Below are 15913 nucleotides of genomic sequence, written 5' to 3' on the forward strand. Positions count from 1 at the left end.
CGCCGCTTTATTGTCGGGTTCGCCTTCTTGAGCCTGCGCAAACGGCCGCTACTATGACTGAATCAAGCGCCGGCGGCGGCGTCCAACCTGGCAGACGCAAGCTTTTGCACGGCGCACTGCGCGCGCATTGATCGACTCTGAAACAGTGGACTTTGAGTAAGGAAGCGCCCGATATGGACACCTATCTGATCACCGGAGGCGCCGGCTTCATCGGCTCCCACCTCGCCGAATCCCTGCTCGGGGACGGCCACGCGGTGATCGTCATCGACGACCTTTCCACCGGCAGCGTGGACAACCTGCGCGCGTTTTGCGCGCACCCGCGTTTCGAGCTGGTGCACGACTCGGTCCTGAACGAGCGGCGCATGGGTGAGCTGGTCGGGCGCGCCGACTTCATCTTCCATTTGGCCGCCGTCGTCGGCGTGGCGCGCGTGCTGGAGAGCCCGATCCGCACGATCCAGAACATCGTCCACGGCACCGACGTGGTGCTGCGGCTGGCCAGCGAGCAAAACAAGGTGGTGTTCGTCGCCTCGACCTCCGAGGTCTACGGCAAGTCGAACCAGTTGCCGTTTAGCGAGGGCGGCGACATGCAGCTCGGCGCCACCAGCAAGGGCCGCTGGTCGTACGCCTGCGCCAAGGCGATCGACGAATTCCTGGCGCTGGCCTACTTCCGCGAGCGCCAGTTGGCGGTGGTGGTGGCGCGCCACTTCAACACGGTCGGGCCGCGCCAGTCGGCGCGCTACGGCATGGTGTTGCCGCGCTTTATAGAGCAGGCGCTGTCCGGGCAGCCGCTGACGGTGCACGGCGACGGCAGCCAGCAGCGCTGTTTCTGCTATGTCGGCGACGTCGTGTGGGCGATCAAGCGCCTGGTGCTGGAGCCGAGCAATTACGGCAAGGTGTTTAACGTCGGCTCCGCCGAGGAGGTCTCGATCCTGCAACTGGCGCAGCGCGTCAAGGCGAAAATCGGCAGCGCCTCCGAGATCAGCTTCGTACCCTACCACCTGGCCTACGACAACAATTTCGAGGACATGCCGCGGCGCATCCCGGACCTGCAGCGCCTGCACGCGGCGCTCGGCTTCCGGCGCCTGGTGCGGCTTGACGAGATCATCGAGCGCATGGCGGAGCACTACCTTGCGCGCGCTTGAAGCGGCGCCCGGCCCGCTGGCGCTGCTGCTGGCGCTGGCCGGCGGCGCGGCCGCCGCGTTGCCGCGGAGCGCCGCGGCCCAGGAGCCGGCCTGGAGCGTCGACGCCGGCACCGAGCCGTCGCGCGTCAGCCTGGGCGCGCGCGACGTCACCTGGTGGAGCAACCGGCTGCAGGCGAGCTACCGGGCGGGGCCGGACCGCGGCTGGTATGCCGCCGCCGAGAGCCAGCACCGCAAGCAGGGCGACGACCTCACCCTCAGCGCCGGCGGCTTCCGCCGCATCGACAACTGGCTGCTGTCGGGCCAGGTCGGCGCCGGCGTGCGGCCGGAGTTCGCGCCGCGCTTCGCGCTTGAGCCGCAGCTGGGGCGCCTGTTCGGCAAGGTCGCGTTGCAGGCCGGTGCCGTGTACCGTTCGTTTCCGCAGTCGCGCGTGAAGATCGGCTCGCTGGCGGCCATCCTCTACCAGGGCGGCAGCGAGTTCGAACTCAAGTTGTCCTATGGCGCCACCGACCCGGTCAGGCACCACATCCGCGTCGCCGCCGTGCGCGCGACCTGGGACGGCGGCGCCGCGTACAGCTACGGCGCCAGCGTCAGCGCCGGGCGCGGCCTGTACGACGCCATCAACGTGCCCGGCGCCGACGCCAGGCGCGGCTTGATCGTCAACGCCAACCTGCGCTACCGCATCGACGCCGGCAGCAGCGTCAGGCTCGACCTGACGCTGGGGCGCGAAGAACCGTCGTTCCGCCAGCGCGCGCTGGGACTGTCATACCGGAGGGCATTTTGAATATCTTGCCGATCGCCGATTTGCTCAAGCACCCGCCGCTGTACGTCGCTGCCTTGCTGAGCGTGGCGCTGCTGTGGCTGACCCTGTCCGGCGCCTGCCTGCTGGGGCGGCGCCGCCACGACCGGCTGGCGGCCGCGCTGGCGCGCTGCGCCAGCGCGCGCCCCGGGCCGGGCGCCGGCGCGAGCGCGCTGGCGGCCTGGAACCTGGGCCTGCTGCGCCTGCTCAGAACACTGCCGCGCGACGCGCTGTACCGGCTGGCCTGCGACGGCGCCCAGCCGGACTGGCTCAAGGACGCGCTGGCCGCCGGCGCGCTAGCGCGCTACGGCGCGCGGCGCCTGCTGCGCGAGGCGGCCGGGCGACAGGGGCGGCGCGGGCGGGGAAACCCGTGGCGCCGCATCGGCGCGCTGCACCTGCTGTGCCAGGTGCGCGCGGCCGGCATGCACGCGCTGCTGTGCGAGGCGCTGGCCCAGCCCGACCGCGCCGTCGCGGCGGCGGCGGTGACACTGTTGGGGACGCTGGGCGACCGCGCCGCCGCCGCCATCCTGGTGGGCGCGCTGCGGCGCAATTGGTACGCGCGCACCTGCCTGGCGGGCCAGCTCGAGCGTTTCCCCGACGACGTCGCCGAGCTGTTGCTGCCGCTACTGGACGACGCCGAGCCGGCGGTGCGGGTGTGGGGCATCCGCTTGCTGGCGCCCCGGCGCGGGCTGGCGCGGCTCGACGCGCGCCTGGCCGCGCACGCCGACGACGCCGACGCCGCCGTGCGCAAGGCGGCGGTGCAAGCCCTGGGCGAGTTGGGCGGGCCGTTGGCGGCAACGGTGGCGAGCCGCCTGGTGGCCGACACCACGGGTTTCGTGCGCGCCCACGCCGCGCGCGCGCTGGGCCGGCTGTTCGACCCGTCGCGGCAAGGCGACGGCGCGCTGGTGGCGCCGCTGCTGGCGGACCGCGACTGGTGGGTGCGGCTGGCCGCGCGCGAGGCGCTGGCGGCGATGGGCAGCGCGGTCTGGCGCGACGTCGCCGCGCAGACGCACTCGGCCGACGCCTTCGCCCGCGACGGCGCCCGCGAGGTGCTCCGCCAGATCGGCGCGGACGCCGCCGCAGCCAGCCGCGGCGGCGCCGCGGTGTTCGCCTTTCCCCCGGCCGGCGCGGCGCCGGCCGGGCGCCGGCAGCAGTTGTCATGAGCGGCGCCGCCTGGCTGCACGGCGCCATCGGACTGGCGGTGGCCGGCAGCCTGGCCTACACGCTGTTGCTGTACGTACTGGTGCTGGCGCTGCTGCTGCTGTCGGCGCGCGAACACCGCCGCGGCGACCGCCTGCGCGGCGGCGGTGGCGACGACGGCACGGCGCCGTCGCGCCTGGCGCTGCCGGTCAGCGTCGTCGCCACCGCCTACAACGAGGAGACCATGGTGCTGGCCTCGGTGCGTTCGCTGCTGGCGCAGGACTACCTGGAATTCGAACTCATCCTCGTCAACGACGGCTCGACCGACCGCACCCTCGAAATCCTGACGCGCGAATACGCGCTGCTGCCGCGCGTCGCGCTGTACCGCAAGCTGCTGCCGAGCCGTATGGTCGGCGACGTTTGCTATACCAGCGCCACGGACAAGCGCCTGACGGTGGTGTGCAAGGAAAACGGCGGCAACAAGGCCGACGCGATGAACTGTGGCATCAACTTCGCGCGCTACCCCTACCTGTGCTCGGTCGACGGCGACACGGTATACCACGGCGACGCGCTGCGCACGGCGATGGCGCCGGTCAAGCTCGCGCCCGACGAGGTGGTCGGCGTGACCAGTTTTTTCGGCATCAGCCGCACCCCGGAGGCGCCCGACCTGGACGGCGCCGGCCTGCGCGCGGCCGAGCAACACTTGCTGAGCTGTTTCCAACACCTCGACCTGATGCGCTCCTTTGTCGCCTTCCGGCTGGGCTGGGCCAGGCTTGGCTGCATGATGTGCAACCCGGGCGGCTTCGCCATCTGGCGCCGCGACGCCGTCGTCGAACTGGGCGGATTTTCCAACGCCTTCAGCTGCGAGGACATTGAACTGACCTTCCGCGTGCATGAAAAATTCCGGCGCGAGGGCCGGCCCTACCGGATCGTCTCCTTGCCCGGGCTGATCGCCCGCACCGAGGGGCCGGACCGGCCGTCCGGGCTGATGCGCCAGCGCGCGCGCTGGCAAAAGGTGGTCCTCGAAGTGGTCTGGCACTACCGCGGCATGCTGCTGCGGCCGCGCTACGGCAGCGTCGGCATGCTGGCGCTGCCGTATTTCGTGCTGTTCGAGGCGCTCGCGCCGCTGGTGCAACTGTTCTCGCTGCTGGCGCTGGCGGCGGCGGCCGCGCTGGGCGTCGTCGACTGGGCGGCCTACGCCGCGCTGCTGGGCGTGACGGCCTTTGCCGGCGCGATTCCGACCACGGTGGCGCTGGCGCTGCACGACGCCGGCTACCGCGACTACCGGCCGCGCGCGCTGCTGCGCATGCTGTTGCTCGGGCCGCTAGACCTGTTGCTGTACCGGCCGTTGATCATACTCGCCGGCCTGCGCGGCACCGTGCAGTTCCTCAAGGGCGACCGCGGCTGGGACAAATTCGCCCGCAACGTGCGCCGGGACGGCGCCGCCGGCGCCCCGGCCGAAGGCAATTGAGGAATGCTGAAACGCCGCGCCCGGCGGCGCCGGCGTTCAGTGGGCCGGATTGGCTGAGCTGGCGCCCGCCGCTTGCCCCGCACCATCGCCGCCGGCACGCCCGTTCATTCACTCCAAAAAGAAATTGACTATCGGAAATAGATTCTCGGTAGAAAAATTTCTCTGAACCAATTCGAAGCGGCCGGCGTCCAAACAAGAGTTTGATCTTTCTCAACAACTCTTGCGGGCCTTCCCATGTCAAAAACCATTCCAACGCTGGCGCTGGCGCTGTTGTCCACCCTTGCCGCCTGCGGCGGCGCGTCGGACCCGGCCGGGGCGCCGGCCGGGCCGGCGCAACTGGCCGCCGCGCAGTCCGCCGCGCAGGCCGCCGCGCAGTCGACCGCGCAGTCCGCCTATTCCGCAGCCGCCTTAGCCGCGCCGCCGGTATCCGAGCCGCAGCAAAGCATCCGCACCGCCGCCTCCAGTGTCGCCGCCGCCGTGCCGCCGGCGGCCCGACGCGCAATGTGGTCCTGGTACGACGCCGACATCGGCACCAGCGCGCGGCAGAGGGCCATGCTCGACTTCGCCACCGACCAGCGGGTCAGCGTCATCTACCTGCACAGCGAATCGCTGCTGACCAGACAGCCGGCGCTGCTGGCCGGCTTCCTCAACCGCGCGGCGGCCTACGGCGTCACGGTCGAGTTGCTGTTCGGCGCATCCGAATGGATGCTCAGCGCCAACCACCAGTACGCGCTCGACCTGGTCGCCAAATCAAACGCCTTTGTGGCCGGGTTGACGGGGGCGCGGCCGGCCGGACTGCACTTCGACATCGAGCCGCACTCGCTGCCGAACTGGAAAACCGACCAGGTCGCCATGGGCCAGCAATTAATCGACCTGTACCAGAAATTGGCGCGGGCCAAGGCGGCCGGCCTGTACCTGCACGCCGACATCGCGCTCGGCTACGAATACCTGACGTTGACGCGCGGCGGCGTCAGCAAGACCTTGTCGCAGTGGCTGATCGACAGCACCGACCGCGTAACCGTAATGTCTTACCGCGACGTCGCGCTGGGCGCCGACGGCATCGTCGCCCACGCCGCCCATCCGATCGCCTACGCCGGCACGCTCGGCAAGCTGGCCGTGGCCGGCGTCGAAACGGCCTGCAACGCCGAGCTGCCGAAGGTCACGTTCTGCGAGGAGGGCCGGCTGGCGCTGGAGGGCCAGCTCGGCAGCGTCGGCGCCTACTTTGGCGGGGCCGCCGGCTTCGGTGGCGTCGCCATCCACGACTACCGCAATTTCAAGGTCCTCAGGTAGGGGACTCGGGCGCAGGCGGGCGAATAAGCTCCATCAAGCCAATTGAAACCTTGCCAATACGGGACGGCCTGGGCGAAAGCGGCTACACTGGGCCGCCGGGCGCGCCGCGTCCGGCGCAATCGACAAGGCGGCAATTCCATGTATCACGGCGAACGCTTCAACAGCATCACCCACAGCGTCGGCGCCGCCCTGGCGGCGGTCGGCGGCGTGCTGCTGATCGTCCTGGCGGCGCGCTCGGGCGACCCGTGGAAAATCGTCAGCTTCAGCATTTACACGGCGATGCTGCTGGTGTTGTACCTCAGCTCGACGCTGTACCACAGCGTGCGCGGCGCCGCCAAGGACGTGCTGCGCCGCTTCGACCACTGCGCGATCTACCTGCTGATCGCCGGCAGCTACACGCCGTTTACGCTGGTCACCTTGCGCGGCCCCTGGGGCTGGTCGCTGTTCGGCGTGGTCTGGGCGCTGGCGCTGGTCGGCATCGCCCAGGAAATTTTCTACGCCAGGGGCGCGCGCGTGCTGTCGCTGGTGATCTATGTGCTGATGGGCTGGCTGGCCGTGGTCGGCGTCAAGCCGCTCATCGCCGGCCTGGGCTGGGACGGCTTCCTGTGGCTCGCCGGCGGCGGCCTGTTTTACACCGTCGGTATCGTCTTTTACGCCACCGACCACAAGGTCCGCCACGGCCACGGCATATGGCACCTGTTCGTCCTCGGCGGCAGCATCTGCCACTACGTCGCCGTGCTGCGCTACGTCGCCTAGCTCAAAGAATGGGTCGTTGAGCTGTTCCGCCAGCAATAAGGCTTGCTAGCGCCGGCGCGACAGCAGCAGGGCGCCCGCGGTCAGCGCGCTCAACAGCAGCGCCACCGGCAGCAGCTGCCCGTGCGGCAGCACCACGGCCAGGCTGCCGACGCCGGTGGCGATCATTTGCAGCGAGAAACCGAACAGGGCGGTGGCGTGGCTGCCTTGGCCTTTGACGGCGTCGAGCGCGGCCGCCATGCTGTTGGGGAACAGCACCGCCTGCCCCAGCGACACCGCGCAATACACCAGCAGGACCAGGGCCAGCAGAACGCCGCCGCCGAGCCGCCCGCTTCCCAGCGCGGCGGCGCCGAGCAGCAGGCCGGCCGCCAGCATCAGTTGCAGGCCGGCGCGCATCAGGCGCGCATAGCCCAGCCTTAGCGCCAGGCGGTTCACCAGCAGCGAGCCGCAAAAATAAGCCAGGCCCAGCAGCAGGCCGGTGTTGCCATACTGGCGGGCGCTCAGTCCCAGTTGGTGCTGGAATAGATACGGTCCGATTTCCTGCAAAAAGATCAGGCCGCCGTAGCCGAGCGCGCCGGCCACCATCGGCCGCAGGAAAGCCGGGTTGCGCAGCACCGCCAGATAGGCCGACACGTGCGATTGCCCCGCCGTCGGGCCGGCGCCGCGCATCGGCGTCAACAACACCAACGCGGTCAGCGCCGCGCTGATGGCGGCGAGCAAGAAAAACTCCGCCTGCCAGCTGGCGTATTGCTGCATCAGACCGCCCAGGAACTGGCCGCCGCCCAGCGCCGACACGAAGGAAAACGACAGATAGGACAGGTTGCGCGCCAGTTGCGCGCCGCTGGCGCCGTCGCGCACCAATATCCGTCCGACGGTGGAGGCGCCGCCGGCGCCGACGCCCTGCAGCAGGCGCGCGACGATGAAGCCGGCGCCGTCGCTGGCGCCGGCCGCGGCCAGGCTGGCCAGGCCGAACAGCGCCAGCGACAGTAATAGCACGGTCTTGCGGCCGAAGCGGTCGGCCGCCGCGCCCCAGAACAGGATGGGCGCGGCGCTGCCGAGGAAATACGCCAGCAGCGACAGCGACGCCTGGTTCGGCGCCAGCCGCAGCGCCTGGGCGATGTCGGGCAGTGACGGCAGGTATAGCGTCACGCCCAGTTGCGTCAGGAACACCAACGCGCAACTGAGGGGGAGGGTGGTGCCGCTACGGTCGGCGGGGCAATACGATTTTACTTGCATGCAGGGGCTTAATCACTGGTCACTGGCGGATCGGGCGGGTGGCGGCCGCGGTGCGGCCGCCTCGGGAAGGACAGGTTTCAGCGCCGATGCCGTTGGCTGGGATTGGCAATGAAAACGGCGCTCAATATACCCGATCGGGCGGCGCCGAATATACGCGCATTGTTGCAACGGCCGCAAACCGGCCCGCGCGCTTGCCCTATAATTCCGTGACATGGCAAGCAAGGATCAAAGTGGACATTAATTCCGACGACCTCAAAACCTTCGTTGCGGTGATTGACAGCGGCACGCTCAGCGCGGCCTCGGTGCGCCTGGGCCAGACCACTTCCGGCGTCAGCCGCGCCCTGTCGCGGCTGGAGCAAAAGCTGGCCACCTCGCTGCTCACGCGCACCACCCGGCGCATGGAACTGACCGAGGAGGGCCAGTTACTGCTGGAACGCGCCCGCGCCATCCTGGCGTCGATGGAGGAGGCCGAGGAAAGCATCCGCATGCGCCGCCAGAGTCCGGCCGGGCGCCTGTGCGTGGACGCGGCCTCGCCGTTCATGCTGCATTGCGTGGTGCCGCACGTGGCCGAGTTCCGCGCGCTGTATCCGGATATCCGGCTTGAGCTGAGCAGCAACGACCGCATCGCCGACCTGATCGAGCACCGCACCGACATCGCCATCCGCATCGGCGCGCTGAGCGACTCGACGCTGCACGCTCGCGCACTCAGCGCCAGTCCGCTGTACGTGCTGGCCAGCCCGGACTACCTGCGCCGCCACGGCGTGCCGGCCACGCCGGAGGAGCTGGCCGGGCACGCGTTGCTGGGCTTTGCCGATTACGAGCTGGGCAACGCCTGGCCGCTGCGCCACCAGTCCGGCAACAGCCTGCAGATCGCGCCGGCGCTGGCCGCCACCAGCGGCGAAACGCTGCGGCAACTGGCGCTGCACGGCCAAGGCATCGTCTGCCTGGCCGACTTCATGACCCGCGACGACCTCGCCGCCGGCCGCCTGGAGAAGGTGCTGGAGCACTGCTATACCGGCTACCGCCAGCAGATCCACGCGCTCTACTACCGCAACACGCAGCTGTCGCAGCGCATTAGCTGCTTCCTGGAGTTTTTGCAGCGCAAGCTCTAAGGCGCCGTTAAGGCAGCACTTCGCTGTGCTGCTCGACCACGGCCGCTTGCACCAGCAAGCCGTTCAGCGCCGCCAGCGGCGAGCACCGTGGCGCGCGCCCGTGCTCGATTGGATCGCCGCCGACAGGCTGGCGCCGCCGGCATATCCTGATGCCGCCAAGTAAAGATTCCGTAGGTCGGATTAGCCCAGCGTAATCCGACGCCGAGCCGCTGCCGACGCCAGTCGGGTTACGCCGTCCCGGCTATTCCGACCTACGACAATCCTTGCCGGCATACCCGGGATAGCGAAAATGCGGATGTGTGCGGCATCGTACAGTCGGGTGCGGTGCCCGGCGCTACGATGGTGGTGCGCGATGGGATGACGGCCCGAAAGAAGCCAGCGTCCCCTCGGCAGGTAAGCCGGTCGCCTCGAGGACCGGCACCAATTTCCCACCAGCGACATGCGCCCGCGCCGCGGTTTAGGAGCTGATCATGACACAGTCAAACCATCCCTCGAAGTACGCCGTACGTGAGTATCTGGAACGCCGTTCGCAAGAAGCCAAACCGCCGCCAACGCCGGCCGAGATCCGCCGCCAGCTGGGTTGGGAGCTGTTGGGCGTGGCGAAAACAGGGCGCTGCCTGCCTTCCTGAACTGGCCCGCGGTCCTCCACCCGGGTTTCCTTTACGCCCGCCGGCGCTGCCGCGCGCCATTCACCGGCGTTGCCGCGCCATTCGCCGAAAAGCGCTGTCGCCGCCCGCCATTCCCGCGTATCGTCACGATCAATCACTCTACCAAGGAGGCATCGTGACGACGAACAAGCCGTATTACCGGCGCAAGCAGCTACTCGGGGGCGCGGCCCTGATCGGCGTGGGTACGCTGTTCCTGCTTGACCGCCTCGACCTGCTCGAACTGGAGCTGCGCCAGCTGTGGCATTATTGGCCGCTCATCCTGGTCGCGCTCGGTGTCAACAAGTTGCTGCCGCCAACCTCGCCCAGGCACATCCTCGGCGGTTTGTGGTTGATTTACTTCGCCGCCTGGTATTACATCTCGTTCGAACAGATGTGGGGTATGTCGTTTGGCGTCACGTGGCCGTTCCTGCTGATCGGCTGGGGTGCCGGGCTGGTGCTCGAACCGCTCTTGAACCGCCACTTCTTCGCCACGGAGTACTTCCATGAAAAATAGACGGCAATTGAACTCGCCCAGCCAAATCCTGCTGGGCGTCGCCGTGATCCTGCTGGGTTTTTTGTTCCTGCTCGATAACCTGGGCTTCATCAACTTCCGCTTCACCTTTCATTTTTGGCCGACCATCCTGATCGTGGCCGGCGTCCTGAAGATCGCGCAAAGCCACACCACTTCCGGCTACGCGGTCGGCGGCGCGATGTTGTTGTTCGGCTTGTTGTTGACGCTCAAGCGCCTCGGCCTGCTGTTCCTGAGTTGGAACACGGTCTGGCCTTTGCTGATCATCGTCCTCGGCGTGTCGCTGGTCTACAAATCACTGGGAGGACGGCGCGCGACGGGCGCCGCCCAAGTCGCGCCGGACGACAAGTTGGCCGAAGCCGAAGCCGAAGCCGAAGCCCAAGCCGAAACCGTTATCGACGGCGCTGCCGGCGGCGACAGCGACAGCCTGATTAACGTCGCCGCCATCCTGGGCGGCTACCACCGGCGTATCACCACGCCGAACTTCCGCGGCGGCGAGATCACCGCCATCATGGGCGGCTGCTCGCTCGACCTGCGCCAGTGCTCGATCCAGGGCGAGGCGGTGCTGACCGTGTTCGCGCTGTGCGGCGGCATCACCATCAAGGTGCCGCCGGACTGGAGCGTCGTCTTGCAGGGCACGCCCATCCTCGGCGGTTTCGAGGAAAAGACCGCGGCGCCGCCGGACCGCTCGAAACGCCTGCTGGTAAAAGGCGCCGCCATCATGGGCGGCCTCGAAGTGCGCAACTAGCCGATGCCGGGGCCGTTATCGAGCCGGCGCGGCGCCGCGCTGTACGCGCTGGTATGCCTGGGGCTGGGGCTGGCGCTGGCCGGCGTGATCGTCGCCGCCGCCGGCGCGCGCTGGCCCAACGCGCTGCTGTTCGCCTTGCCGCTGACGCTGGTGTACGCGGTCGCGGCCGGCTTTTCCGCCTATTATCTGTGCCGCGCCTACCCGCTGAACGGCGCCCGCCCTCTCGGCGTCGTCGGCGTCATGGCGCTTGCCGCGCTGTGCGCCGGCATGCTGTGGAACGCGCTGGCCGAAGCCTGGAACGCGCTGCTGCTGCTGTTCGAGCTGCGTTGGGCCGGCCTCACCCTGACGCCGGCGCTGTCGCTGTTGATGTTCGGCCTGGGCGCGTTGCTGTACGCGCTGGCGCTGGCGGTGCATTTCCTGGCCGTCGAGTTTCTGCGCGCCAGCGCCGCCGAGCAGGGTGAAATGCAGTCGCGCCTGATGGCGCAGGAGGCGCAACTGCGCATGCTGCGCTCGCAAATCGACCCGCACTTCCTGTTCAACAGCCTCAATTCGATCAGCGCGCTGACCTCGATCAACCCGGCCGGCGCCCGCGAGATGACCTTGCAGCTGGCCAGCTTCTACCGCCGCAGCCTGGGCATGGAGGCGCATAAAAAAGTCACGCTTGAGCAGGAAATGGCGCTGGTCCGGCACTTCGTCGCGATCGAACAGATCCGCTTCGGCGAGCGCCTGCGCGTCGAGGAGGCGATCGACGCGGCCGCCGCGGCCTGTCTGGTGCCGCCGATGATCATCCAGCCGCTGCTTGAAAACGCCGTCAAGCACGGCATCTGCAACATGACCGAGGGCGGCGTCATCCGCATCGAGGCGCGCCGGCTCGGCAGCCTGCTGCGCATCAACGTCGTCAACGCCATCGACGCCGACCTGGCGCCGGCGCGCGCCGGCGGCGTCGGCCTGGACAACGTGCGCCAGCGCCTGGCCGGCGCCTACCTGCACGAGGCCAGCATCCATTGGGCGCGGCGCGACAACAGCTTCGGCGTGGAAATCAACATGCCGGCGCAAACCAGCGAGGAATAACTAGTGAAAACCAGCGTGAGGGCAAAACAATGCGCGTAATTATTGTCGACGACGAGGCGCTGGCGCGCGCGGTGCTGCGCGAATTCCTCGGCCGCCACCCGGACATCGACATCGTCGCCGAATGCGCCAACGGTTTCGACGCCGTCACGGCGATCGCCGAGCTGGCGCCGGACCTGGCCTTGCTCGACATCCAGATGCCGCGGCTGGACGGCTTCGAGGTGGCCGAGCTGGCCGCCGGCAAGACCCGCTTCATCTTCGTCACCGCCTACGACCAATACGCGCTCAAGGCCTTCGACTGCCACGCGCTCGACTACCTGCTCAAGCCCGTCAGCCAGCAGCGCCTCGACCAGGCGCTGGCGCGCGCCCGCGACAGCGTCGTCGCCGACGGCGCCCTCGGGCGCGTGCTGCGCGAGGCGGCGGCGCAACGCCAGCCGCTGGCCCGTCTGCTGATCCGCGACGGCGCCAAGGTCCACGTCGTCGCCTGCGACAAAATAGACTATATCGAGGCGCAGGACGACTACGTGCAAATCCGTTCGGAGGGCAAGTCCTACCTGAAAAGCCAGCCGCTGAGCGAGCTCGAAAGCCAGCTCGACCCGGCCGGCTTCGTGCGCATCCACCGTTCCTACCTGCTCAACATCGCCTGCGTCAGCCGCATCGAGCAAGCCACCAAGGACAGCCACGTGGCGGTGCTGAAGGACGGCGCCAGGCTGCCGGTCAGTAAAAGCGGCCACCAAAAGCTGAAGCGCCTGCTGCCGTAGCGTGACCACACTGAATAAAGTTGGTCGAGGGCGCGACGGACGTCCGTTAAGACCCGCGCTTTAGTGAACTTCTTTCAGGCCACGCTTTCGCAATACAAAGTTCATAACTTGAGGCATCCATGGGCTGTTCTCAATAAACCCTTGCATTAATGCCTTTTGGGCAACAGGTGAAAGTAATGCGCTACTGTATTTCCGATAGACAGGATCGCCAAGGAGGTTTTCTAGCTTTGCTAACTCGGCTTCTGAAAACGAGCCCAGCAATTTTTTGTAGGCTGCAAACACTGGATTTCCGGGCTCGCTCATACCCGTAATTATGGCGTCGTTCAGCTCCTCAATTATCTCATTCCATTGCGTTTCCTTCAGGTTGGGATTGGTCTGACGAACAAATTGCAGGGTGGATGCTATAACCGGAAGATTCTCGGCGCTTATTGCCGAGATCAGCTGAGATTTTATGATGCGTGCAATTAAGGCGTCAGGGTCTTGATTTCCGGCAGTTGCACTATGACAAGTTGGAGATGTAAAGAGGAAAGAGACAGCCAAGGTGGTGAACAAGGTGCGGTAAGATTTCATGGCTATTTCAATGTTGAATTGTGGTAATGCTCTACCAGAGGATGAGACTGTAATTGCTGCTTTTGGCCGCTTGCAGAGGCCGGTGGTGGCTTAGGTTTGTCGTACTTTCTTAGTTCTTCCGTAGCACGATGTGCGTTGCGGATTCGGTTGGCACGTGCTCGGTGCAATGAAATCCTAGACTTGGCAGGTCAAGTCCTGCGAACAATGATTCACCCGATCCGAGCAATACCGGGGAGATTGCCAGATGCATCTCGTCGATCAAGCCGGCGCGCAGATATTCGCGAATAGTCGCCACGCCACCCCCGAGACGCACATCCTTGCCGTTTGCCGCTCGGCGGGCTTGAGCGTAAGCGGACTCGATGCCGTCGGTGACGAAATAAAAGGTAGTGCCACCTTTCATCTCCAGCGGCGCGCGGGGATGATGGGTTAACACGAACACGGGGGCATGATACGGAGGTTCCTCTCCCCACCAGCCTTTCCACTCGTCGTCTGGCCATGGCCCGCGGATTGGACCGAACATGTTCCGGCCCAGAATCCAGGCGCCGATGTTCGCAAAGCCGCGGGCGGCAAAATCTTCGTCTGGACCGTCTACGCCTTTGCTTTCGTCTCCCATCATGCGTTGGAAAGTGCGAGTGCCGCGGAACCACTGGTGCAGCGCCTGCGCGTGCTCACCCATTGGATTTTCCAGGCTCTGGTTCCTGCCTGCGCCAAAGCCATCGAGCGATATGGTGAAGCTTTTTACCTTTAGTTCGGACATCATATCTCCTTGTAATCTGCGTCCAGATTCCTCTACTCTACACGAACGGTCCGGGCCGAGCCGGGCCTGGGAGCGCGTCGCCGGCGGGCGCGGCATTCATCCATCCAGCGCCACATGCCACCAGGCCGGCAGCAGGCGCCTGACCTCGGGCCGGGCGAAGCGGTCGTCGATCAGGTACACCACGCCGCGGTCGGACTCGCTGCGGATCACGCGCCCGGCCGCCTGCACCACCTTTTGTATGCCCGGATATAAATAGGTGTAGTCGTAGCCGGCGCCGAACACCGCCGCCATGCGCTGGCGTATTTGTTCGTTCACCGGGTTGATTTGCGGCAGGCCTAGGGTGGCGATGAAGGCGCCGATCAGGCGCGCGCTGGGCAGGTCGATGCCTTCGCCGAAGGAGCCGCCCAGCACCGCGAAGCCGATGCCGCGGCCGTCGGCGCGAAAGCGCGCCAGGAACTGCGCGCGGCCCGCTTCGTCCATGCGCCGTTCCTGGCGCCACAGCGGCACGTCCGGGTGGCGCTCCGCGAACAGCGCGGCGACCTGTTCCATGTAGTCGAAACTGCTGAAAAACGCCAGGTAGTTGCCCGGCTGTTCGGCGTACTGGCGCGCCATCAGCGCGACGATGGGTGCGAGCGAGGCGGCGCGGTGCTGGTAGCGCGTCGATATCGCGCCGACCACGCGCACCGCCAACTGCCCGGCGTCGAACGGCGAGTCGACGTCGACCCAGGCCGTGTCGCCGGGCATGCCGAGCGTGTCGCTGTAATAATTCCACGGACTCAGCGTGGCCGAGAACAGCGCGCTGCTGCGGCAGGCGCCGAAGCGCTGCTTGAGGAAGGGCGCCGGGATGATGTTGCGGATGCACAGCAGCGTGCCGCCGGCCTCCTTGCTGGCGTCGAACAGCGAATGCTCGCCGAAGGACTCGCTCAGGCGCGTGAACAGCAGCGCGTCGAAATAAAAGCGCTGCAGCTCGGCGTCGACGGCGCGCGGGTGCTCGGCGAAGTAGTCGCCGATGGCGCCGCTGGCGCCTTGCAGCGCGTCGAGGAATTTCTCCGGGATGGCGTCGTAGACCCGGTATTCGGGGTTGGGCAGCTCCTGCTGCGCCTTCTCCAGCTGCGTCCATTGCCGGCCCAGCCGCGCCAACGGCTTCTTCAAGGCCTCGGGCGCGCCCTTGCGCAGCGCCTTCAAGGCGGCGTGGCGCAACTCCGCCGAGTACATCTTGCGCGCCCGCGACACCATGTTGTGGGCCTCGTCGACCAGCACGTTGACCTTCCAGTCGTTGGCCACGGTCAGGCTGTACAGCATGGCGCTGATGTCGAAGTAGTAGTTATAGTCGCCGACGACGACGTCGGCCCAGCGCGCCAGCTCGGCGGCCAGGTAGTACGGGCAGACCTGGTGCGCCAGCGCGACGTCGCGCACGCTCGCCTTGTCGAGGATGTCGGCCCGCAGCGCCGCCGCGCGCGCCGCCGGCAGCCGGTCGTAGAAGCCGCGCGCCAGCGGGCAGGAGTCGCCGTGGCAGGCCTTGTCGGGATGCTCGCAGGCGCTGGTCTTGGCGCTCAGCTCCAGCACCCGCAACGGCAACGCGCCGGCGTGGCGCTTGATGGTGGCGCAGGCGTCCAGCGCCAGTTGCCGCCCGGACGTCTTGGCGGCCAGGAAAAATACCTTGTCGAGGCCGTGTTCGGCGCTGGCCTTGAGCATCGGGAACAAACTGCCGACGGTCTTGCCGATGCCGGTCGGCGCCTGCGCCAGCAGCGCGCAGGAGCGGCTGCTGGCCTTGTACATGGCCTCGGGGGGGGGGGGGGGGGGGGGGGGGGGGGGGGGGGGGGGGGGGGGGGGGGGGGGGGGGTGGGGGGGGGGAGGGTGGGGGGGGGGGGGGGGGCGCTATTTACCAAAATA

16 protein-coding genes are annotated in these 15913 nt (G+C 67.5%); 12 read left to right on the forward strand and 4 right to left on the reverse strand.

All coding sequences use genetic code 11. The annotated features are described in order from the left end of the window. The first annotated feature begins 173 nt into the window (after window positions 1-173). The 6 genes from ACFDR9_RS14200 (at window position 174) to trhA (ending at window position 6595) form a co-directional block, all read left to right on the forward strand. Window positions 174-1142, forward strand: a complete 969-nt coding sequence (locus ACFDR9_RS14200; RefSeq protein ID WP_409031408.1) for a GDP-mannose 4,6-dehydratase — start codon at window positions 174-176, stop codon at window positions 1140-1142. Beyond that, complete coding sequence (locus ACFDR9_RS14205; RefSeq protein WP_409031409.1) at window positions 1129-1923, forward strand: YaiO family outer membrane beta-barrel protein; 795 nt, start codon at window positions 1129-1131, stop codon at window positions 1921-1923. The genes ACFDR9_RS14200 and ACFDR9_RS14205 overlap by 14 nt, the downstream gene beginning before the upstream one ends. Continuing rightward, window positions 1920-3101 carry a HEAT repeat domain-containing protein gene (locus ACFDR9_RS14210; protein ID WP_409031410.1) on the forward strand — a complete coding sequence of 394 codons (1182 nt, stop codon included), beginning with the start codon at window positions 1920-1922 and terminating at the stop codon, window positions 3099-3101. The genes ACFDR9_RS14205 and ACFDR9_RS14210 overlap by 4 nt, the downstream gene beginning before the upstream one ends. Then, a complete protein-coding gene (locus ACFDR9_RS14215) occupies window positions 3098-4549 on the forward strand; it encodes a glycosyltransferase family 2 protein (protein ID WP_409031411.1) in 1452 nt (483 codons plus the stop codon). Before ACFDR9_RS14210 ends, ACFDR9_RS14215 begins: the two co-directional genes overlap by 4 nt. Before the next feature lie 234 nt (window positions 4550-4783). Next, on the forward strand, window positions 4784-5839 hold the full coding sequence (locus ACFDR9_RS14220; RefSeq protein WP_409031412.1) for a hypothetical protein: 1056 nt from the start codon (window positions 4784-4786) through the stop codon (window positions 5837-5839). Window positions 5840-5977: 138 nt separating this feature from the next. Continuing rightward, window positions 5978-6595 (forward strand): PAQR family membrane homeostasis protein TrhA, encoded by a 618-nt coding sequence (gene trhA / locus ACFDR9_RS14225; RefSeq protein ID WP_017876220.1) that lies wholly within the window; start codon window positions 5978-5980, stop codon window positions 6593-6595. Window positions 6596-6640: 45 nt separating this feature from the next. Here trhA and ACFDR9_RS14230 read toward each other — a convergent pair whose 3' ends face one another. Then, on the reverse strand, window positions 6641-7828 hold the full coding sequence (locus ACFDR9_RS14230) for an MFS transporter (protein ID WP_409031413.1): 1188 nt from the start codon (window positions 7826-7828) through the stop codon (window positions 6641-6643). Window positions 7829-8058: 230 nt separating this feature from the next. Between ACFDR9_RS14230 and ACFDR9_RS14235 the strand changes: the two genes are divergently transcribed. The 6 genes from ACFDR9_RS14235 (at window position 8059) to ACFDR9_RS14260 (ending at window position 12693) form a co-directional block, all read left to right on the forward strand. After that, window positions 8059-8940, forward strand: a complete 882-nt coding sequence (locus ACFDR9_RS14235) for a LysR substrate-binding domain-containing protein (protein ID WP_409031414.1) — start codon at window positions 8059-8061, stop codon at window positions 8938-8940. Between the two features lie 470 nt (window positions 8941-9410). Beyond that, a complete protein-coding gene (locus ACFDR9_RS14240) occupies window positions 9411-9569 on the forward strand; it encodes a hypothetical protein (protein ID WP_409031415.1) in 159 nt (52 codons plus the stop codon). Between the two features lie 154 nt (window positions 9570-9723). Continuing rightward, the gene (locus ACFDR9_RS14245; RefSeq protein ID WP_409031416.1) at window positions 9724-10101 is read left to right on the forward strand and encodes a LiaF transmembrane domain-containing protein; all 378 of its coding nucleotides are present in this window, start codon (window positions 9724-9726) and stop codon (window positions 10099-10101) included. Next, on the forward strand, window positions 10091-10864 hold the full coding sequence (locus ACFDR9_RS14250) for a LiaI-LiaF-like domain-containing protein (RefSeq protein ID WP_409031417.1): 774 nt from the start codon (window positions 10091-10093) through the stop codon (window positions 10862-10864). Before ACFDR9_RS14245 ends, ACFDR9_RS14250 begins: the two co-directional genes overlap by 11 nt. A gap of 3 nt (window positions 10865-10867) precedes the next feature. Continuing rightward, the gene (locus tag ACFDR9_RS14255; protein ID WP_409031418.1) at window positions 10868-11935 is read left to right on the forward strand and encodes a sensor histidine kinase; all 1068 of its coding nucleotides are present in this window, start codon (window positions 10868-10870) and stop codon (window positions 11933-11935) included. Between the two features lie 29 nt (window positions 11936-11964). Then, entirely contained in the window at window positions 11965-12693 is a 729-nt protein-coding gene (locus ACFDR9_RS14260; RefSeq protein WP_409031419.1) for a LytR/AlgR family response regulator transcription factor, read from the forward strand. A 60-nt stretch (window positions 12694-12753) separates the two neighbouring features. Here the strand turns inward: ACFDR9_RS14260 and ACFDR9_RS14265 are convergent, their stop codons facing one another. The 3 genes from ACFDR9_RS14265 to ACFDR9_RS14275 form a co-directional block, all read right to left on the reverse strand. After that, entirely contained in the window at window positions 12754-13263 is a 510-nt protein-coding gene (locus ACFDR9_RS14265) for a hypothetical protein (protein WP_409031420.1), read from the reverse strand. A 109-nt stretch (window positions 13264-13372) separates the two neighbouring features. Further along, on the reverse strand, window positions 13373-14020 hold the full coding sequence (locus tag ACFDR9_RS14270; protein WP_409031422.1) for a dihydrofolate reductase family protein: 648 nt from the start codon (window positions 14018-14020) through the stop codon (window positions 13373-13375). A gap of 96 nt (window positions 14021-14116) precedes the next feature. Beyond that, window positions 14117-15799, reverse strand: coding sequence for an ATP-dependent DNA helicase (locus ACFDR9_RS14275; protein ID WP_409031421.1), 1683 nt, complete (start codon window positions 15797-15799; stop codon window positions 14117-14119). Window positions 15800-15913: the final 114 nt, after the last annotated feature.

The sequence above is a fragment of the Janthinobacterium sp. CG_23.3 genome (assembly GCF_046115965.1).
Lineage (GTDB): Bacteria > Pseudomonadota > Gammaproteobacteria > Burkholderiales > Burkholderiaceae_D > Janthinobacterium.